This window comes from Peribacillus simplex, from assembly GCF_030123325.1.
Lineage (GTDB): Bacteria > Bacillota > Bacilli > Bacillales > DSM-1321 > Peribacillus > Peribacillus simplex_D.
In genome coordinates this window covers 2,630,344-2,650,176 of the sequence record NZ_CP126106.1, presented here as the reverse complement: position 1 = coordinate 2,650,176, position 19,833 = coordinate 2,630,344, and the positions used below count along the sequence as shown (strand labels likewise).

At 42.4% G+C, this 19,833-nt stretch carries 17 protein-coding genes; all 17 read right to left on the bottom strand.

The window, feature by feature from the left end:
- Positions 1–195: 195 nt before the first annotated feature.
- Positions 196–1,671: an N-acetylglucosamine-specific PTS transporter subunit IIBC gene (nagE, locus tag QNH43_RS12570; RefSeq protein ID WP_283918089.1), complete on the bottom strand. Its 1,476-nt coding sequence runs from the start codon at positions 1,669–1,671 to the stop codon at positions 196–198.
- Between the two features lie 190 nt (positions 1,672–1,861).
- Positions 1,862–3,100 (bottom strand): exo-beta-N-acetylmuramidase NamZ family protein, encoded by a 1,239-nt coding sequence (locus tag QNH43_RS12565; RefSeq protein ID WP_283918088.1) that lies wholly within the window; start codon positions 3,098–3,100, stop codon positions 1,862–1,864.
- Positions 3,101–3,113: 13 nt separating this feature from the next.
- Positions 3,114–5,054: a glycoside hydrolase family 3 protein gene (locus QNH43_RS12560; protein WP_283918087.1), complete on the bottom strand. Its 1,941-nt coding sequence runs from the start codon at positions 5,052–5,054 to the stop codon at positions 3,114–3,116.
- Between the two features lie 203 nt (positions 5,055–5,257).
- Positions 5,258–6,268: a MupG family TIM beta-alpha barrel fold protein gene (locus QNH43_RS12555; RefSeq protein WP_283918086.1), complete on the bottom strand. Its 1,011-nt coding sequence runs from the start codon at positions 6,266–6,268 to the stop codon at positions 5,258–5,260.
- On the bottom strand, positions 6,265–7,635 hold the full coding sequence (locus QNH43_RS12550) for a PTS transporter subunit EIIC (protein ID WP_283918085.1): 1,371 nt from the start codon (positions 7,633–7,635) through the stop codon (positions 6,265–6,267). Before QNH43_RS12550 ends, QNH43_RS12555 begins: the two co-directional genes overlap by 4 nt.
- A gap of 32 nt (positions 7,636–7,667) precedes the next feature.
- A complete protein-coding gene (locus QNH43_RS12545) occupies positions 7,668–8,525 on the bottom strand; it encodes a MurR/RpiR family transcriptional regulator (protein ID WP_076371370.1) in 858 nt (285 codons plus the stop codon).
- Positions 8,526–8,536: 11 nt separating this feature from the next.
- Complete coding sequence (gene murQ, locus QNH43_RS12540; protein WP_283918347.1) at positions 8,537–9,445, bottom strand: N-acetylmuramic acid 6-phosphate etherase; 909 nt, start codon at positions 9,443–9,445, stop codon at positions 8,537–8,539.
- A 353-nt stretch (positions 9,446–9,798) separates the two neighbouring features.
- Positions 9,799–10,980 carry an ABC transporter substrate-binding protein gene (locus QNH43_RS12535; protein ID WP_283918084.1) on the bottom strand — a complete coding sequence of 394 codons (1,182 nt, stop codon included), beginning with the start codon at positions 10,978–10,980 and terminating at the stop codon, positions 9,799–9,801.
- A gap of 22 nt (positions 10,981–11,002) precedes the next feature.
- A complete protein-coding gene (locus tag QNH43_RS12530; protein ID WP_283918083.1) occupies positions 11,003–11,710 on the bottom strand; it encodes an ABC transporter ATP-binding protein in 708 nt (235 codons plus the stop codon).
- Entirely contained in the window at positions 11,703–12,473 is a 771-nt protein-coding gene (locus tag QNH43_RS12525) for an ABC transporter ATP-binding protein (RefSeq protein ID WP_434060172.1), read from the bottom strand. Before QNH43_RS12525 ends, QNH43_RS12530 begins: the two co-directional genes overlap by 8 nt.
- Positions 12,470–13,465 carry a branched-chain amino acid ABC transporter permease gene (locus tag QNH43_RS12520; RefSeq protein WP_434060171.1) on the bottom strand — a complete coding sequence of 332 codons (996 nt, stop codon included), beginning with the start codon at positions 13,463–13,465 and terminating at the stop codon, positions 12,470–12,472. The genes QNH43_RS12525 and QNH43_RS12520 overlap by 4 nt, the downstream gene beginning before the upstream one ends.
- Position 13,466: 1 nt before the next feature.
- Entirely contained in the window at positions 13,467–14,330 is an 864-nt protein-coding gene (locus QNH43_RS12515) for a branched-chain amino acid ABC transporter permease (protein ID WP_076371380.1), read from the bottom strand.
- A gap of 825 nt (positions 14,331–15,155) precedes the next feature.
- Positions 15,156–16,844: a sigma-54 interaction domain-containing protein gene (locus tag QNH43_RS12510; RefSeq protein WP_283918345.1), complete on the bottom strand. Its 1,689-nt coding sequence runs from the start codon at positions 16,842–16,844 to the stop codon at positions 15,156–15,158.
- A 138-nt stretch (positions 16,845–16,982) separates the two neighbouring features.
- Positions 16,983–17,384: a MaoC/PaaZ C-terminal domain-containing protein gene (locus QNH43_RS12505; protein WP_283918081.1), complete on the bottom strand. Its 402-nt coding sequence runs from the start codon at positions 17,382–17,384 to the stop codon at positions 16,983–16,985.
- On the bottom strand, positions 17,381–17,833 hold the full coding sequence (locus QNH43_RS12500; RefSeq protein WP_283918080.1) for a MaoC family dehydratase N-terminal domain-containing protein: 453 nt from the start codon (positions 17,831–17,833) through the stop codon (positions 17,381–17,383). The genes QNH43_RS12505 and QNH43_RS12500 overlap by 4 nt, the downstream gene beginning before the upstream one ends.
- Before the next feature lie 18 nt (positions 17,834–17,851).
- Positions 17,852–18,616 carry an SDR family oxidoreductase gene (locus QNH43_RS12495; protein ID WP_283918079.1) on the bottom strand — a complete coding sequence of 255 codons (765 nt, stop codon included), beginning with the start codon at positions 18,614–18,616 and terminating at the stop codon, positions 17,852–17,854.
- 20 nt (positions 18,617–18,636) lie between these two features.
- Positions 18,637–19,812: an acyl-CoA dehydrogenase family protein gene (locus QNH43_RS12490; protein WP_283918078.1), complete on the bottom strand. Its 1,176-nt coding sequence runs from the start codon at positions 19,810–19,812 to the stop codon at positions 18,637–18,639.
- Between the last annotated feature and the right edge of the window lie 21 nt (positions 19,813–19,833).

The following is a 19,833-nucleotide window of genomic DNA, read 5'->3' as shown; positions in this document are numbered from 1 at the left end:
TAATAGTTCTCCAAGCTTCATGGCAAATCCTTCATTCAATACCCTTATATATTATAGAACATCGATTCGTTTTATTCTATTTTAAGAGCAGAGTTACTAAAGATATATCTTTTGCGCGTTTAAAACCAGTACTTTATCATAAAAATCTCTACGATCAGAAAATATAATCCTGATCGTAGACTTTTAGTGTATCAGCTATTGCCGCCGGATCTTTTCAATTTCATCAGCTATGAATTGTACTTGTGTCCCAACGATTACTTGAATGCTTTGTGGACCCACGATATTGATTCCAGCAACCCCTGCTGATTTGATTTTATTCTGATCGACAGCTCCCATATTCTCCACCTCAACCCTTAATCGGGTAACGCAGTTATCTACAGATATTACGTTAGCGTCTCCGCCTAAACCTTCATAAATAGCGGAAGCCATTCCAAAGAATTTACTCTCATCATTCCTGCCGTGACTGCTGTCTGCTTCCGCAATCACTCCTCCACCGTCAAGCTCATCTTCTGTATCATCTTCTCTGCCTGGAGTCATTAAATTGAACCTTTTTATCAAGAATCGGAATAAGAAATAGTAAATGACAGCAAAAGCCAGTCCTTGAAGAAGCAGCATATAAGGTTCATTTGCCAATGGCAATCTTGAACTTAAAACAAAGTCAATGAATCCAGCACTAAAACCGAACCCTGCTGTCCATTGGAAAGTCGCAGCAATAGCTAACGATATCCCTGTTAATAAGGCATGCACAACAAATAGGGCTGGTGCAACAAACATGAAAGCAAATTCCAACGGTTCAGTAACGCCTGTGAAAAATGAAGCGAAACCGGCTGCGAGCATTAATGAGGCCACTTGTTTTTTCTTCCGTGATTTTGCTGAATGGTACATGGCAAGAGCAGCAGCCGGTAAACCGAACATCATGACGGGAAAGAATCCGGCTTGATACATGCCCGTGGTTCCTTTTATTCCTGTTCCAGCCCAGAATTTACCGATATCGTTAAGTCCTATTACATCGAACCAGAATACGGAGTTTAACGCATGATGTAAACCTGTTGGTATCAAAAGCCGATTGAAAAATCCATAGAGTCCTGCTCCAGCTGCACCTAATTCACTTATTCCTTCCCCAAATATAACTAACCAGGAGTAGATGAGTGGCCATACGAAGAATAATATAAGAGAAACGAGTAACATGACAACCGCAGTAAGGATCGGGACAAGGCGTTTACCGCTAAAGAAAGCGAGTGCATCCGGCAGCTCGACCTTACTGAACCGATTATACATTGCTGCGGCTATAAGGCCCGAGAGGATTCCGACAAATGCATTTTCTATTTTCACAAATGCTGGATTTACATCTTTTGCATCAATTCCTTGCAGCATCGCTACCGAGTCCGTGGAAAGCAATGTCGTTACGACTAGATAGGCTACCAGACCGCTCAAAGCTGCGGCTCCATCTTTCCCTTTCGACATCCCCAACGCCACTCCAACAGCAAATAAGATAGCCATATTATCAATGATCGAAGAACCCGCTTTAATTAAGAAAGCCGCTAACGGACTTCCCGCTCCCCATCCTGCTGGGTCTATCCAATAACCGATCCCCATTAATATGGCGGCTGCCGGCAATACGGCTACAGGCAGCATCAAGGAACGCCCAATTTTTTGAAGATATTTTTTCATCCCGCTTTCCTCCTGACAAGTACTGATTTAGGGCAAACCCCATATTCTATTAGACAACGGTTCCTTCCATTTTAGAACTGCATTTCATTTATAAATTTGGCTTTATTCAGGAATAAAGTCTTAGCGATTTTCTCTTCCTTCGAAAGGTCATCAAAAAAAGAAAAGTCCAACCGGACTTTTCTTTTTTCACTTATTTATAGAGCAAGTAATTTTTGCGAACCTTTTTAAAAGCATCCTGCTTTACTTGATATTCTTTCATGATTTCATTTATTGATGAACCTTCTTCAATTCTTGACATTACCCATCCATTGCCAATCAATAAATTGAAATTGTTGGCTGCAAGGAATTCGAAATCTCCAGGATATAGATCCTGAATGGTCTTGATTATGTGAAGTCCGGTAGGGACAGCTTTGAATTCCTCTCTATCCGTTATATAAATTTCCACTCCATGGCTAAGTTTACCTGCATGTTTTGAAAATGTAGGTGTAAAGGAGGCTGCCCTGAATTTTACGCCAGGTAACCTTAATGCATTTAATTTCCCAGCAAGCTCTTCACTGTTTATATAAGGAGCACCAATCAACTCGAATGGTTTAGTCGTTCCTCTGCCTTCCGAGACATTCGTTCCCTCGATCAAGCCTGTAGCCGGATATACGAACGTAGTGGAAACTGTCGGCATATTCGGTGACGGCAAGACAAAAGGGAGACCAGTTTCGTCATAATCCATATCTCGCTTCCAGCCTTTCATTTTGATGACCTTTAGATCTGCACCAATTTTAAATTCCTTATTGAACAAAGTCGCGAGTTCCCCAACAGTCATCCCATGCTTTAGAGGTATTGGGTACAAACCAACAAACGATGAGAATTCAGGTTCAAGTACTGGCCCTTCTACCGACTCCCCGCCTTGTGGGTTGGGCCGGTCCAGCACGATAAATGGGATATCATTTTCTGTGGCTGCTTCCATCGCATAAGCCATCGTGTAGATATAAGTGTAATAGCGTGTTCCGACATCCTGGATATCAAAAACAAGGACCTCAACATCCTTTAACATTTCAGGCGTCGGTTTTTTCGTTTTGCCATATAGGCTATAAACGGGCAACCCTGTTTTTTCATCAATATAATATTCAACGCTTGCACCAGCTTGCGCATCTCCACGCACTCCATGTTCAGGACCAAACAACGCTGTCAAATTAATATCCGGATCATCATTAAGTAGATCGACGATGCTGGTTAATTTAGAATCGATCCCAGTTGGATTCGTAATCAATCCGACTTTCTTTCCGCTTAACACGTTCTTTTCTTCTTTTAAAAGAACTTCAATACCGGGACTGACCTTTTGTTTTTTCTTCTCTTTAACAGCGGTTACACTTTTTGAAGAAACGATGCCGAAAGTCAACAGGCAAATGATAAATAGGGTTATCATTCTTTTCAAATTGCTTCCCTCCCTATTTTTTAATGGGTCTTCCAGATTTAATATCTAATCCATATCCAAATTTATAAAGGCTTTGATCGGGCTTGGTTACTGATGGTATATCGACTGGCAACGTGCCTTTAGGTTTTGATTCACCAAAAATGGTCGAGATGCCTGCCGGGATATTTGGCTGTCTATAACGCCCATTCGAATACCCTTTGAATCCGTAAACAGCAAGAACCGCTTTCGCTTCCTCAAAGTTTGCAACGTCATACGGGTTTCTTAAACTCATTAAAACAAATTCTTTATCTTTCTTCTTAGCATGATTCATGACCGCCCTAGGGAAGGCTGTTGCCCACTTCGACGAATCTTGAATGCTATCATCTATCACTCCGTCATTGACAGCCGGATCGTTTTTGACAATATAGGAACCGGTTATTACAAAGTCCGATTCATCAATGAGTCTGGCCACTTGATTTGAAAATGACTTTCCTGAAAAACTCATACCCGTTATTTGGACTTTCTTGATTTTCTTTTTATCAGCTAATTCGCTGATGCTCCTGGACATGGACTCAACTTGGTCATCAAAAGGAGCAAGAATTAAAACTTCATCATTTTTCTTGGGTTTGAAAGGCAATGTTTTGTCTTCATTTTTCAATAGAGTGATGGCATCTTCCGCTATTTTCCTTTCTTTTTTCAAATGCTCTTCATTTCCGACCACTTTAAGCGCGGTTTCGATTTTTTTATCGATCGGAGCATCATCAGGGTTTAATATCCCTTTCTTCACTTTCAGTTCAAGTATCCTCGTTACAGATTGATTGACTTGACCTAGGGGAATTTCCCCACTTTCCACTGCTGCTTTCACTGCATTGAATACAGAGGTTAAATTCTTTTCCATTTGAAGCGAATTAACCTGAGCAGGCATCAGTGCAATATCAACGCCAGATTTCAGGGCAAGGACCACAGCTTCTTCCTGTCCGAAGTTGTCCGCGATGGCATTCATATTCAAAGCATCTGTAACCACAACACCGTCAAAGCCCATTTCTTCACGTAATAGACCCGTGATGACCTTTTGTGACAACGTTGCAGGAACCATAATTTCTTGACCGTCTTTTTTACTGATATACTTAGTGTCATCGAATGCAGGAAATTGAACGTGTGCTGTCATCATCATATCAACTCCAGCATCGATTGCCCTTTGGAAAGGAACCAACTCGATGGAACGCAAACGTTCTTTATCATGAGAAACAAGGGGGAGACCATAATGACTATCGACTGCTGTATCTCCATGGCCGGGGAAATGCTTGGTCGTCGCTATCATGTTCTGATTTTGCAATCCTTTTATCATCTGAATGCCAAGCTTTGATACAAGTTCCGGATCAGAACTGAAGGAACGAACGCCAATAACAGGATTTCCGGGATTATTATTGACATCGACAGACGGCCCGAAATTGACATTTATGCCAAGTGACGACAGTTCCTTGCCAATGATTTCTCCAGATTGAAAAGCGTACCTCTCATTTCTGGCTGCACCAAGTGCCATATTACCAGGAAGGTTCGTTCCAGTTTGAAGGCGAGTTACGATACCTCCTTCCTGATCGATCGTTATGAACAGCGGCAGGTCCTGGCTTGCCTTCTGCAAACCATCTGTTAGCCGAACCGTTTGTTCGGTATCGACTACATTCTCAGCAAACAGAATCACACCTCCCAGATGATATTTTTTGATGATGCTTTCAACTTCTGAGTTCATTTCAATAAACCCGGTCGCCTTCACTTCTCCTTGTTTTTGCCAATTACGAAAATCCGGCATTAGCATTTGACCGACTTTTTCATCGATTGTCATGTTTTCTACGATTTCCTGTATATCAGATTCAGATTTTTCATTCTCTGATCCCTTTGCTGTCGCATTCCCTCCCAAAATGGATAGAACAAAGAATAATGCGATTCCAGCAGGGGCACATATCCTTTTTATCATTTAGGCTTCCTCCCTTGTATACTTTTTAGTTCCGTTAGCAACAATTCCATATCCACTTTCAAGAAGGGGTAAAAATGAATGGAAATGAACTATATAGATCCTATAAAGAAATCAAGGCAGCATTGGAAACCCAGCAGCCGCCTCTTTTAACAAGCCTTTATGAAATATATCCATTTACCCCCCTATATAATCGATTCAATTGGTCACTCAATTATAAGGTTTACCATTTGACCAGGCTTTAGAAGGGACAGCAAGGGAATATCTTCTTCTATAACTCGACCTATCACATTAACTCGGTGATTTGCCCCTAGGTCCCTCTTGCAAATTTGGACCTCTCCCCGATATCTTCCGTAAGCATCATTGTCCATCGTTATGGACCCAAGGCTGCGTGCGACTGTATTACTTGGCTCAACATTTGCTGTGACCCGGGTATTCTGCAGTCGGAAAACATCTTGAGAAACATCTGGCCTCAATTTATACTGACCGCTTTGCAAAATTCGGGATTCCACTCTAACAGTTAGAATATTTAGATTTTTATAGGCGGTTAGTTTCTCAAGCAGATTATTCTCCGTTCCTTGATCCCCAACGTAAACTCCTTCCACATGCTGAATCATCTCAATACCGGCAGCGTAAGGATTCACCAACCTGTGTTTTTCGAGTGTTGGAAGACCCTCATGAAGAGGACCGCGTTTACTTCCTGCACCCGGGATGAAAGCAAAGATCGGTATGCCGTATTTCTTGAACATTCGATTTTGTTCATGAAAGAACCCTTCCTCAAGGCCCGTTTCAGGCCTTGGATAAAAGTTGTGCCAAGCTATCAGACTTTCCGTTTCCACACCGCCCCCAAGCACGGCTAAAAGTTCTTCTTCACTCAACGTACTTGCATTTAGTGAGAGTGAAAACACCTTAGATAAAGATATGACCGTTTCTTTATTAAACCCATCATCAAGGCGAATACCTTTAATACCTAATGGCCATAAATCCGTAAATTTGCTAATCCCCAAATGATCAAGCGTTTTTAATGAGACATCTGCATGGATTTCCAATCCATAGGCCTCTGAAAGCTTTAAAAGCGTGATCATCCTCTTCACGAGATCACCCTTTTCTTCAGGAATATGAAGCGAGGTAAATGCTCTCTTCACTCCCAGGTTAGTAGCATGGATGATTTGTGTTTCTGCATGCGGGTCTTGTAGATAAAAAGAGATTCCGATCACTTGAATTCAACTGCCATTTCATCTTTGAATCCAAACAAATACGTAAAAATAAATCCTGCTATATAGGAAATGAACAACCCAGCGAGAAACAGTCCGATTTGGTTTGGATGAACTAAAAAGGTAAGCGGCAGTCCGGACACACCGATGGACGACGTTGCGATTCCGAATTGAGCCTGGAATGCTCCACCTACTCCTGCTCCTAAACAAGCAGTTAAGAAAGGCCTGCCCAATGGCAGGGTCACTCCAAATATAAGGGGTTCACCAATACCTAGCATCCCGGAAGGAAGGCCTCCTCCGATAGCTCGCTTCAAACTTGCTTTCTTCGTTTTCATATAGATGGCAAATGCCGCTCCAACTTGGCCCGCTCCACCCATCGCCAAAATGGGAAGCAGTGGATCATCACCAATCGAATTGATCAATTCCAGATGGACAGGCGTTAATCCTTGATGTAAACCAGTAATGACAAGAGGGAGGAAGGCCGCACCAAGCACGAATCCAGCTACGACACCGCCGAAATCCAAAACATTCAATAACCCAGTCGTAATGGCATCCGATAAAAACCCTCCTACCGGCATAAATACAATGTAAGTGACAATCCCAGTAATGAGTAAAGCGATGGTTGGCGTCAAAATGATATCCAGTGATTGAGGAATGAATTTCCTGACCTGTTTTTCCACCAAGGCTATGAAAATAGCTGCAAAGAGGACTCCTATCAACCCACCGCGGCCAGGGAGCAAATTTTCACCGAACAATGAAATGTCGCCGACGGCCGGGTTTATGACCAAGATACCTGCTAATGCACCAAGTGCAGGCGATCCACCGTATTCTTTTGCTGCATTGGTCCCAACCAAAATCCCCAAGTAGGCAAACAGCCCCGATCCGATAACGGTTAAAATGATGGCTAATTGCGATTCTGCTGCAAGCCAGCCCGCTTGAACGATTGCTTTTGTAATACCGGTAATCAAACCTGATGCCACCAAGGCGGGAATTAAAGGGATGAAAATACTTGCAATCCTGCGTAAAAAAAGTTTAAACGGTTTTGCGTTTTTCCTATCAATCTCTGATTTATTCTTCGAGGCTACTTCCTTTAAGTTCAAATCGCCAGAAGATGCCTCCAGAAGCTTTTCAAATTCTGTATGAACCTTGTTCACCACGCCTGGCCCGAGGACGATTTGTATCGTTTCCTCTTCAATGACGCCAAAAACGCCTTCCATATTTTTTATATCTTCCATATTTACTTTCGAACGATCGATTGGCAGTACCCTGAGTCTGGTCATACAATGTGCAGCATCGGCAACATTAGAAGCCCCGCCTAATTTCCCCAATAACTCTTCTGCTAAACTGGCGTACTTATCCCCCTTACCCATTCAAAAGCCCCCTTTGTCAAATCTCGTATCAATCATTTATATCGCTTTGTCATCGATTTAATGGCAGACCTGGTGTTATCAATATATTGGACAGTCTCTTCATATTGTTCTGAAGCCATCCCCAAAAACAAAATGTCGATCATATATAATTGCGCCAATCGTGAGGATGTTGCTGCACTTCGAAACGGTGCCTCATTCGAATGGGATGTATACAGTGTGGCGTCACACAAGGATGATACCGTTGTTTGGCCATAATGAGTCAGCCCGATTGTCTTGACCCCACGTTCTTTTGCCAGCTTCAATATATTGACAACTTCAGGTGTTTCCCCTGAAAATGAAATGGCAAAAACGATGTCATTTTCATCAGCATTTGCTATCAGGGTTGCAACTAGATGCATATCTGTAAAAGCCGTTGCCCCTTTATTGACGCGAAGTAATTTTTGCTGGGCGTCAGCAGCAACTATATTCGAAGCACCCACTCCGCAAAAGTGGACGGTTTTAGCATTCAGCATCAGTTTGATCGCCTGTTTGAGATTATCGTGATCGATTATTTCAGATGTGTCCCTAATGGTCTGAATCGAATTACTCGTTGTTTTCTCCACAATCCGATACAGTGATTCGGAAGGCTCGATATCCCGGTAACCCTGTTCAACGGTCTTCATCAAATCTCCAGCGATCCTTATTTTCAAATCTTGAAACCCTTTTATTCCAAGCGATTTACACAACCTAATAACGGCAGCCCCGCTTGTTTGGGCGGACGTACTTAATTCCTGTACAGTGCTGTTCACAACTTCATGAGGATTCTGTAGAATATATTCTGCTAGTTTTTGTTCAGATTGCGGCAGCTTGCTCAACATTGTCTGTATGATGGATAATCCTCCTGTAGCCATTGCTTCCCTCCTTAATCTTCATAGATCGAGATGGCTTTTCTGACATCTCCATCCGCATTCTCCAGCAACTCCATCGCTTTTTCATAATCTGTTGCCGTTTTTATCATGACAATCGCTGGTTTAACTTGATTGCTTGCCTTTTCAAGCGTATTCAAAGCTTGATCATAATCAGCATTCGTTACAGTTTCTATGATGCTTATTGCGCGCTCCTTCAATTTTTGATTACTGACATTAACGTCGACCATCAGATTTTCATAGACTTTTCCCAACCGGATCATGGTTGCAGTTGAGATCATATTGAGTACCATTTTATGTGCGGTTGCCGCTTTCATTCTCGTGGATCCTGTTAACACTTCCGGTCCGACCACCACTTCGATCCCTATATCAGCTGCTTCGGTGATGCTCGCGTTTTCATTGCATGATAATGCCACCGCTTTAGCCCCAACTTTTCTTGCATAACGTAAAGCGCCCCTCACATAAGGGGTACGGCCGCTTGCCGCGATGCCAATAACCGTATCATTTGCTGTAAGTTCCACGTCAATCAGATCACATTCCCCAAACTCTTCTTTATCCTCTGCTCCTTCAACAGCCCGAACAAACGCCTTTTCCCCTCCTGCGATTATTCCCAGCACCCTATCAGGCGGTGTGCTGAAAGTCGGGGGACATTCCACGGCATCCAGAACACCGAGTCTCCCGCTCGTTCCTGCCCCGATGTATATGAGTCTCCCTCCTTTTTTTAACGATTCGCAAGCCCATTCAACCACCGTTTCAATCTTTGGCAATACCGCCTGAACCGCTGCTGCCACTTTAAAATCTTCCTTATTGATTGCAGAAATGATTTCGATCGTATTTGCACTGTCGATATTCATCGTCTTTTCATTCCGTAATTCAGTCGTTAATGAACGCAAATGTTCCTCCATAGACAATTATTTCCCCCTATTATCAATCACTTAAATATAATTTCATTTTTTAATAGAAAAAAATGAAATTATATTTCATATTATATTCAATGATAGCGTTTTCATTACTCGGATACAAGATATTTTTGTAAAATTTGTTAATTAGCATTTTTCTTTCCTCAAACCCCAATGCCGGCGAACTCCTTATTAAATAAAATATGAATCTATGGCCGCTTTAGGAGCCTACTATTTTTGGATGTAGATTTTTTCAACAATAAAAAAACGTGTACCGTCCCTATTATCAGGAACGATACACGAATTAACAAAAAGCTTAACTAGTATACTATCCGGAACACCTGCATCCCTTTACACAGTTATCGGACAGGGACTACCTTCCCGTTTTCTACTGCACCGACGACAATAGTTGATGCAAATCCTCCATTTTCATCAATCGAGGGAATATCGTATATTTTTTGATCTGGCCCTATATTTGAAAGTCCATCTTGCATATGTTTACGGATGGCCTTGGCATCATCAACGCTGCCTGCAGATTTCATCGCCTCCACAAACGCATACATGGCGATATAATTCAATCCTACTTCGGAGCTTGGATCTTCCTTATAATTCTTTTGATATTTCTCAACGAAAGCAGGCACTGCTTCTTCATCTGAATCCATCAGCGGCAGAACGCCAATCGAGCCTTCCAATGTTTCATATGAACCTGCAATCGGCTTCATTTGATCCAGCTTTGCTTGATCCATGATGATGAAACCGCCCTTAAATCCTAGCTCCCGAGCTTGCTTCGCTACTTTTGCCGTAGGTTCCGAAGCACCACCGATAAATAGCACATCAGGATCTTTTTTCAAGGCATTGGTGACAATCGTAAAAAAATCAGTTTCTTTGGCGAAATCAATCGAGGAATTATAAACGACTTTTCCGCCTTGCTTTTCCCAATGCGGGAGCACGGCTTCCGTCCAGTCTTTCCCGTATTGCGAAGATGTTGGCAAAGCCGCAATCTTCTTGCCGAAATGTTCCATTGCATATGTTGTGAAAGGTTCGATATATCCTTCGTAATTCGGTGGAATCCGAACGGTTAAAGAATTTCCGCTCTCCGTCACTGCCGGCTCACTTGTATATGCACCAATGATGAATTCCTCTTGTTCATTAAAAACCTGAAGTGCCAGCACACCTCCGCTATGAGGCGTGAAAATGACCGGCGTATCATATTCCTGAATTAATCGTTTAGCATTCGACCCTGTTTCATTAGGTAAGTATTTATCATCCAACGATACTAAATTCAGCGTGTATTTCTTACCATCTACTTCAAACCCGCCAGCATCGTTAATTTCATTGACGGCCATTTCGACACCATTCAATGTCCGTTTCCCATATAAGGCTGCTGCCCCGCTTAAAGGACCGCTAAAACCGATGTTAACGACATTTTCACTTTTTCCTTTACTGCCACTGCTAGACACAGGGCTATCCCCTTTATTGCACCCGGTCAACGCAGTGATCATTAGCAGGAGAAAGATAAATAATACTTTCAGTTTTTTCATAAAAATCCCCCATTCGATTTTTTCAGGCCCCAATATACGCTTTCCTTACTTCATCATTGGCTAATAACTCACTTGCTGTCCCTTGAACGACAATTTCCCCATTTTCAAAAACATATCCTTTATCTGCAATGCCGAGAGCAGCATTCGCGTTTTGTTCAGCTAGGAGGACCGTGATTCCTTCGCAGTTTATTTCTTCAATGACCTGAAACATTTGTTCGACAATAAGCGGAGCGAGTCCCACCGAAGGCTCATCAAGCATCAACAATTTCGGTTTTGACATCAAAGCTCTTCCAATTGCGAGCATTTGCTGTTGGCCTCCGCTCAGGCTTCCCGCTTCATCATGATGCTTTTCTTTTAAAATCGGGAATAAGTGATAGACGTATTCCAAGGAATCCTTGATCTCCGCTTTCTTCTTTCGATGCACATAAGCACCCATCCTCAGATTTTCCGAGACGGTCATCTGTGGAAACAGTTTACGCCCTTCGGCACACTGGACGATTCCTTCCCGAACATTCTTATCCGGGGCACGGCCCCCTATCGGCATGCCCAAAAAATGAATTTCCCCCTTGGACAGCTTACTGATTCCGCTTATGGAACGAAAAGTCGTGCTTTTTCCTGCCCCATTCGCTCCTAACAAGACAACGATCTCTCCCTTGGCAACTTCGATATTCACATGTTTTATCGCAGTGAAACTCCCATAATTCACGGCGACATCGGTTAACTTAAGCACTGGCACTACCTCCCAAATAGGCTTTAATCACCGCTTCATTTCCGCGGATTTCCTTAGGTGTGCCCTCGGCGATTTTTTCCCCGTAATTAAGGACCATGATGTGATCTGCCAAGTTCATGATCATATGCATTTTGTGCTCGATTAAACAAACGGTCAGTCCCGATCGATTCAATTTTTTAATCAGTTCTGTCAAGCCGTCCGTTTCATCCGGGTTGATTCCCGCAGCAGGTTCATCAAGAAAGATAATTTCCGGTTCCGTCGCAAGGGCAAGGGCAATGGCTGTCCGTTTCTTTTCTTCCTGGGAGATGCTGGAGACCATTCTGTCAGCCGATTCCGTCAATCCAACAATATCAAGTACCTCCATCGCCTTATCCTTGCACGCCGCTTCCTCCCGTTTTAATCGTTTTGTTCTTAGAATGGCATCCACCAGATTGGATTTGGTTCGCAGTCTATGCCCGACAATGACATTATCCAATACGGTCGATTGATCAAAAAGGCTTGTCGTTTGAAAGGTTCTTGAAATTCCGAGCCCCGCTATTTCATTGGCAGGAAGTTTGGTGATATCAATCCCTTTAAAAAGGACCGTCCCAGAAGTTGGTCGATGAAAGCCGCTGATCAAGTTGAAAAAAGTTGATTTTCCTGCACCATTTGGTCCGATTATTGCATTGATTCTACCCTTTTCAATCGTAAAATCCACATTATTGACAGCCGCCAATCCTCCAAACCGCTTTGTCAAATTCTTCGTTTCGATTAGCAAATTCATCCCTCCTCAGCTTTTATGTGCATTTCGCTCCTCACCCCGGACAGCTCATTATCTTTTCGCTTTCTTTGCCAATCAAAGAAGGCCCCTGCGATTCCGCGCGGATAAAAGATAATGATCACCGTAAGCAATGGCCCGAATATCAACATTCGATATTCTTGAAGGAATTGCAAATTCTGCGAAAGGATTACTAACAATAATGTTCCTACCAACGGACCTGAAAGTGTCCCGATTCCACCAACCAATAAATACATCAATAGATCGAACATTATGGCAGTTGATCCGATATCAGGTCCAATGAAACGAATGAATGAAGCATACAAGGCGCCTGCCAATCCTGCAAAGAATGTGGATAGGACAAATGCGGTTAACTTATTCTTCATTGTGGATATACCAATCGTTTGTGCAAGGTCTTCGCTGTTCCTGATGGCCATATACGTCCTGCCGGTCAACGAGCGTATAATTCGATACACGATTAAGATCACTGCAAGCAGGAAAATGAGGACTAGATAATATTGGGATGCTGCAGTATCGAATGTGATCGGCCCTATATTCCCAGGAGCAGGGATACCTATCAATCCCCTAACCCCCTCTGTAAGTCCCTCCCATTTATCGATGACCAGATATATGATGTAACCCACACATAGTGTATAAATCGCGAAAAAGTGTTCCTTTGTCCTCAGCGCGATCAAACCGATCAAAAACCCAATTGTACATGTGATCAAACATGCCGCTATAAGTGCCAGCCAAAAGTTCATTCCCGCTTTTACCGTCAGCAGGCCTAGTGAATATGCTCCAATCGCAAAAAATCCAGCATGTGCAAGCGAGAGATATCCAGTATAGCCTGATAATAAATTGATTCCATAAACAGCTATCGCCCAGATGAACGAAAGTGTCAGCATATGGAGATAATAGTCGTTTTGCGCGATAAAGGGGAATGAAAAAGCAAAGATGATAAGTGCGATAATCCCATTTCTTTTCGTTAATATCTTCACGCTACCTCTCCCCCTTGGCAAAAAGACCTGTTGGTTTCACGGTTAATATTACGACTAAAAGAATGAATGCAATGATGTCTTTATAATCATTTGAAATATATGTTGCGCCCAAGCTCTCACTGAAACCTAGGATATATCCGCCTACGATTGCCCCCGGGATGCTCCCCATCCCTCCCAAGATGATAATGACGAATGCTTTTAGGATGACTAAATGCCCCATGCCTGGAAAAACAAGGTTAATCGGTGATGCAAGGGATGAAGCTATCGCTGCCAATCCACCCGATATCATGAAGGTAAGCATCGCGACTTTATTAATGTTGATTCCCACCAATGACGCCCCTTCACGGCTTTGGGACATCGCTATTATCGTTGAACCGGCATAAGTTTTCTTAAGGAAAAGGTAAAGTAAAACCATCACCGCGATAGCTGACACGATGATCAATAATCGCTGAAGTGTGAATGTCAGGCCCATGATATTGACCACTTGGCCGTATGGAGAGGTCATTGTATGGAAGTCGGCACCCCAGACAAATTGGGCAAAAGCTTCAAGAAAAAGGAGAATCCCGATTGCTGCAATCTTATCGTGCAATGGAGGTGCCTCCCTTAACAGGCGGAACACGAAACGTTCCAAAAGGACTCCCAACAAACCAACAACGATAATGGATACGAACATGGCAATCCAGTAATTGACCCCGTATAATGTCATCATTGACAATGTGATATATCCACCCAACATATATAGGGCACCGTGGGCAAAGTTCGGGATATGCAAAATTCCATATACTAGCGTCAACCCCAGGGCAACAAGACTATATACGCTGCCAATCGTCAAACCATTAAAAAGCTGCTGGATCAAAATTTCCATTTACTTCCTCCTTGAAAATTATTGAACTTCACTTTGCTGCTCATTCCCTGGCCCACAATCCTGTCCATATTTTGAAAGCACACATCTGCGACGAGAAACACTTTCACTTATTTCCCCACAGGCTCAACTTCAAGCTTTATTTCCCTATACTCTCCACCATCAGATATAGCTTAGGGTGCAGCGAAAAAAAACCGGATTAGTTGTTAGCGCTTTCATTTCTTATGACCACTTAATTCAATTGGATATCAGCAAAAATCAGCATAGTTTCATATTGACTCTATTCAAGGATTAAGTGGTATGCTGACAAGCAAATGCTGTTATTAGGGATAGCAAATGATTCCATCTTCTCTTTAATAAAGGCTTACCCATGGTAATCGTATGGTTCGTTCACCCCTTTCACCCCGCACCTTCTATAGGAGGATCATTCCATAGATTAATTTCCTGTTACCTGTTATTCCTGTTATACCTGTTATTCTGTTAATAAATGCAAGTGCCGTGCCAAACATTAAATCACCGTCAATAAGGCTATTCACCAGTCAATGAATTCATTATTGAATTGTAAAAATCAAAAGTATCGATTCCATATGGGATGTCCTTCATTCACTATTGACTGAAAAAAATCATTTCTGAATCAATGAATAAAGACATAATATGAAAAGGCTCCAAAAATACCTTCACAACAGCAATCATTTCCTGCAATAACAGGTAATAAAGCCCGTTATCCCCCAAAAAGTGTAAATATCATTAGAAATTTCAGTCAAAAAAACAGCACCTCCATCGTTGAATAATGTTCAACAATGGAGGTGCTGTTCTGTTCATGCTTACCTATTCTTTTCCACTGACCTTTAATCGGTATTTTTTAAGTTTCCTCACTATTGTAGCCTGACTGGAATCAAGGGCTTCCGCGATTTCATATGTAGTTTGGTAGGTTTGAGCCGCTTTCGTCAAGATTTCCTTTTCGGCCCTTTCCACCGCTTCTTTTAAAGTTAGGGCAGCATTGAGGTTCTGCTGATTCCGGTTTTCCGGCTGATATTCTTCCGGAAGGTCGTTAATCGATAATATTTGATTATCCGTCAGCACAACGAGCCTCTCCACTATATTAATCAATTCACGGACATTTCCTGGCCAATCATGTTGATAAAAATATTCCTTCAACCGCGAATCTATTTCTTTTGAGAATTTATATTGTTCGTTTGCCTTTGTTAAAAATAAGTCAGTCAATGCCAAGATATCCTCTCTTCTTTCCCTTAGAGGAGGAATCGTAATCGGAATGACATTCAGCCTGTAAAATAGGTCTTCGCGAAAATCACCCGATTTGACCATCTCCGATAAATTTCGGTTCGTGGCTGCTATTATCCGAACATCGATTTTCTTTGGCTTTGTACCTCCGATTCTTTGAATCTCCCTTTCCTGAAGGGCCCGAAGCAGCTTCACTTGAAGTTGCAAGGGAAGCTCACCGACTTCATCCAAGAATAAGATCCCACTCTCTGCCAGCTCAAACATCCCTGGTTTGCCTTTTTGATTGGCCCCGGTAAATGCCCCTCCTTCATATCCAAATAGCTCGGATTCCAATAAATCAGCGGGAATTGCCCCACAATTTATTTTGATGAAATCCCCTTTTTTAGATCGGATGCTCCGATTATAAATATTACGGGCAAGGACATCCTTTCCAACACCCGTTTCCCCCAGAATGAGTACGGTCGCATCAATATCCGATATTCTTTCAGCAATCTCATAGATCATTTTCATTTTATCACTGACAAATACGACTCCATCCTTGCTTGTTATCTTCCGCAGTTTTTCAATTTCCTGCTTATATTGATTATTCAGCTCATTAACTTTCGTCAACTCATGCATCAGTTCATTTAAATCAGATAAATCCCTTATATTCGTAACGACTTGCTCTATCTCCCCTTCGGCATTAAAAACGGGACTTCCTGTAATCAATGTTTCCTTTCCCGCAAAATTATCCTGTACGACCGATACCGTCCGTCTCAGTTTCACTACCTTATGCGTCACCGAAGCATTCAAGATGCCGCGTTTAATTAATTGGTCCACCGATTTGCCGATATAATACTCTTTTGGTATGCCAGTGATCCGTTCAATGGCCGAATTGGTATAAAGCGTGACCCCATCTTGATCGGTGATGTATATCCCATCATAGGAATTTTCGATAATGGCATCCAGTGCGCGATTCAATTTATCCGTTTCATGAGCATCAATCAATAAATCGTCCAAAAATTCTGTTTCACTGCCTATATATAGAAAATTGTCAGTATCCATTTGTTTCATTAATAAAAATAAATACCGTTTATCATGCAACTTCGCAGCTGCAAGCCTTTTATTATCGAGAAATTGCCACTCATCAAATTGTTCAGTTAGTGTATTATTACCATTCTGACTTAACGATTGATTAAAATATGTGCCCCAATCCTTTATCCGATTTGCAGAATCCACGACTAGTGCAGGAAAGGTCCACTCTTTGAGCAAATTAATCTGAGAATCCTGTTTCACTTGATTCAATACTATTCACCGCCGCAAAAAGAATTCTTTTTAAGTACAATTCTGGATAAATTTCGAAACTCCTTTAAAATTGTCGAATTTCGCTCCTAAAAAAAGTAGTGATGAAATAATTTTCATCACTACTTGCCCTCAGTAAGTCTTAAAAATAACTTCTCCACTGATCGCTTCCTTACTTGACTGGTTAGTGGCCGCTACATTGAAAAAATATCTATTCCCATTTTTTTCTTTTAGATCCGCATGAAGAGTTATGACATCATTCAAGAAAACCATTCCTTTGAAGCGAATCTTGTATTCTTCGATAAATCCAGTTTCATAAAGATTACTGAAAAGCTTTGCGAGGTTTCCCATCGTCCACATTCCATGTGCGATGATACCGGGAAGACCAGCATTTTTTGCTTCCTCATCAATCGTATGAATGGGATTGAAATCACCTGATGCGCCGGCATATTTAATGAGGTCCAATCGCGTTACAGGCGGAAGCTCGATTGAATGTAACGAGTCACCAATATGAAGTTCGGTTAATGTCGTCACTTACTCATCACCATCCTTCTAATCGTTTCATTTAAAATGACAAGCTGTTCAGCAGTGAAGACAATTTCCCCATTTGCATCCGTCCCATAGTTTTTAAAGGCTAGAAATCCCATTTCCCCTTGTTTCCCTTTTTTCTCATAATAGTCTTTCACTTCCGTATAACAGGTGATTTCTTCCCCTACCATCAGCGGCCTGTTATAGCGATATATCTGCTCACCATGAATCAATCCTTTATTCGGGAGATTTAAACTTTCGATCGTCCCAAAATCAAACACCCTTGGGAAAGTTGGGGGAGCTATATTCGTTCCGTACCTTGATTGCCTGCCAATTTCTTCATCAATGAAAATCGGGTGGGGATCACCAATCGATAATGCGAATTTCTTAACGGCTCCCCGTTCAACTATATTTTTAACGGGGGTGGATCGTTTTCCAATACTTTCGTTGAACATAACATCCCGCCTTTTCCCTTAATTTTTTGGACCGCCCGCAACATATAAAACCTGTCCACTAATGAATGAAGAGGCTTCATCGGCAAAGAATGCAACAGCATGCGCGATATCACTTGGCAAACCGCTTCTTGCAACCGGAATACTGTTTGCCCTATCCTGGATGAATTGCTCAAAACTCACACCCACCCGTCTGGCTGTTTCTTTCGTCATTTCGGTTTCGATAAAACCTGGTGCGACCGAATTAGCCGTTATCCCGTATTTGCCAAGCTCAATCGCCAGTGTTTTTGTTAACCCCTGAAGCCCGGCTTTAGCAGCTGAATAATTAGCCTGACCACGGTTCCCTAAGGCCGAAGTGGAAGATATATTGATGATTCTTCCGTATTTATTCGCAACCATATGCTTCTGGGCGGCACGCACTGCATTGAAAGTACCTTTTAAATGCACATCCATTACCGTCTGCCAATCTGAATCGGTCATTTTGAAAAGTAGATTATCCCGGATGACCCCAGCATTATTCACGAGAATATCAAGCGATCCGAATGTATCGGTTATTTCTTTTATGGATGCTTCCACCTCTTCAGAATTGACCACATTGGCCACTTTGGTAAAAATGGTATAACCCTTATCCCTTAATTCATTTCCTGTGGATGTCAAAACCTCTTCGTTGATATCAATAATCGCCACGTTTGCGCCTTCACTGGCAAATAGTTCGACGATCGCCCGGCCAATCCCCCTGCTTCCACCTGTAACTAAAGCCGATTTCCCTAAAAATCTCCCTGTCATAATCGTTTCCTCCTAATCTATTATAAGAATTGTCCTAACTTAACATGCCCCTTAATCAAATTTCGGGAAATGATCATACGCTGTATTTCATCCGTACCGTCATAAATCCTCCAAAGCCTAGCCTCGCGGTACCAACGCTCGATGGGAAGCTCCTTCGTATAGCCCATGCCTCCGTGTATCTGCAATACGCGATCAACGACCCGATTCCCCATATTGGCACCATAAAGTTTAGCCATTGAAGCTAAATGGCGATTGTCTTCTCCGTTATCAAGTGTAAAAGCCGCATTCAATACAAGCCATCTTGCAGCATCGATCTCTACGGCCGAATCAGCTATCTGCCATTGAATGGCCTGGCGCTCCGCGATCGGTTTACCGAATGTGACTCGTTCTTTCGCGTAATCGATAGCCATTTGCAGCAATCTTTCTGCAGAACCGACAGCGCGTGCGCCCACGATCCATCTTGCAAACCCAATCCATTCCAGGCCTAGTTTATAACCTCCATGCACTTCCCCTAAGATGTTTTCTTCGGGTACCCTGACATTATCAAAAACTAAACCGGCCGGTCCCCATTCTCCCATTGTATTGATATACTCTGATCTCCATCCCATATCACGGTCAACAATGAAACAGGTTACCCCTTCCGTTCCGGTTGCTTGATGACGTTCTTTGTCGGTTACAGCAATGACCATGACGAAATCGGCATCATTTCCTCCGGTAATGAAAGTTTTTTCACCGTTAAGCACCCATTCGTTCCCTTCTTTTACTGCCGTCATTTTAATATTTCGCGTATCGGACCCAGCCCCCGGCTCCGTCATGGCAAAACAGGACTTTTTCTCACCGTTAATCGTAGGGATAAGATATTTCTGTTTCTGTTCTTCATTTGCATAATAAAGTATGTTATCAGCCGAGCCTCCAAAGCTGAATGGTACAAACGTTTTTGATACTTCCATCAAGACAATTGCCATCATAAGCTGTCCTAGGTCTGCCCCGCCATATTCCTCCGGGGTATTGATGCCCCAAAAACCAGCCTTTTTTGCTTTTTCCTGTAATTCTTTCAATGTCCCCTCTGGTAAACTAGGTTTTCCTGCCATTTCATTGCGAAGCACTTCATTTTCCAAGGGAATCAATTCATTTTCCACGAACTTGCGTATTGTTTTTTGTACCATTTTTTGTTCATCCGATAGTCGTAAATCCATCTTAACCCCTCCGCTTTCCAA

What these genes read in the sequence shown, in the direction of transcription:
- nagE (WP_283918089.1), bottom strand. Translation starts at nt 1,671, where the DNA reads ATGAAAAAATATCTTCAAAAAATTGGGCGTTCCTTGATGCTGCCTGTA.
- QNH43_RS12560 (WP_283918087.1), bottom strand. Translation starts at nt 5,054, where the DNA reads ATGATAAAAAGGATATGTGCCCCTGCTGGAATCGCATTATTCTTTGTT.
- QNH43_RS12550 (WP_283918085.1), bottom strand. Translation starts at nt 7,635, where the DNA reads ATGGGTAAGGGGGATAAGTACGCCAGTTTAGCAGAAGAGTTATTGGGG.
- QNH43_RS12545 (WP_076371370.1), bottom strand. Translation starts at nt 8,525, where the DNA reads ATGGCTACAGGAGGATTATCCATCATACAGACAATGTTGAGCAAGCTG.
- murQ (WP_283918347.1), bottom strand. Translation starts at nt 9,445, where the DNA reads ATGGAGGAACATTTGCGTTCATTAACGACTGAATTACGGAATGAAAAG.
- QNH43_RS12535 (WP_283918084.1), bottom strand. Translation starts at nt 10,980, where the DNA reads ATGAAAAAACTGAAAGTATTATTTATCTTTCTCCTGCTAATGATCACT.
- QNH43_RS12525 (WP_434060172.1), bottom strand. Translation starts at nt 12,473, where the DNA reads ATGAATTTGCTAATCGAAACGAAGAATTTGACAAAGCGGTTTGGAGGA.
- QNH43_RS12515 (WP_076371380.1), bottom strand. Translation starts at nt 14,330, where the DNA reads ATGGAAATTTTGATCCAGCAGCTTTTTAATGGTTTGACGATTGGCAGC.
- QNH43_RS12500 (WP_283918080.1), bottom strand. Translation starts at nt 17,833, where the DNA reads ATGTTCAACGAAAGTATTGGAAAACGATCCACCCCCGTTAAAAATATA.
- QNH43_RS12495 (WP_283918079.1), bottom strand. Translation starts at nt 18,616, where the DNA reads ATGACAGGGAGATTTTTAGGGAAATCGGCTTTAGTTACAGGTGGAAGC.
- QNH43_RS12490 (WP_283918078.1), bottom strand. Translation starts at nt 19,812, where the DNA reads ATGGATTTACGACTATCGGATGAACAAAAAATGGTACAAAAAACAATA.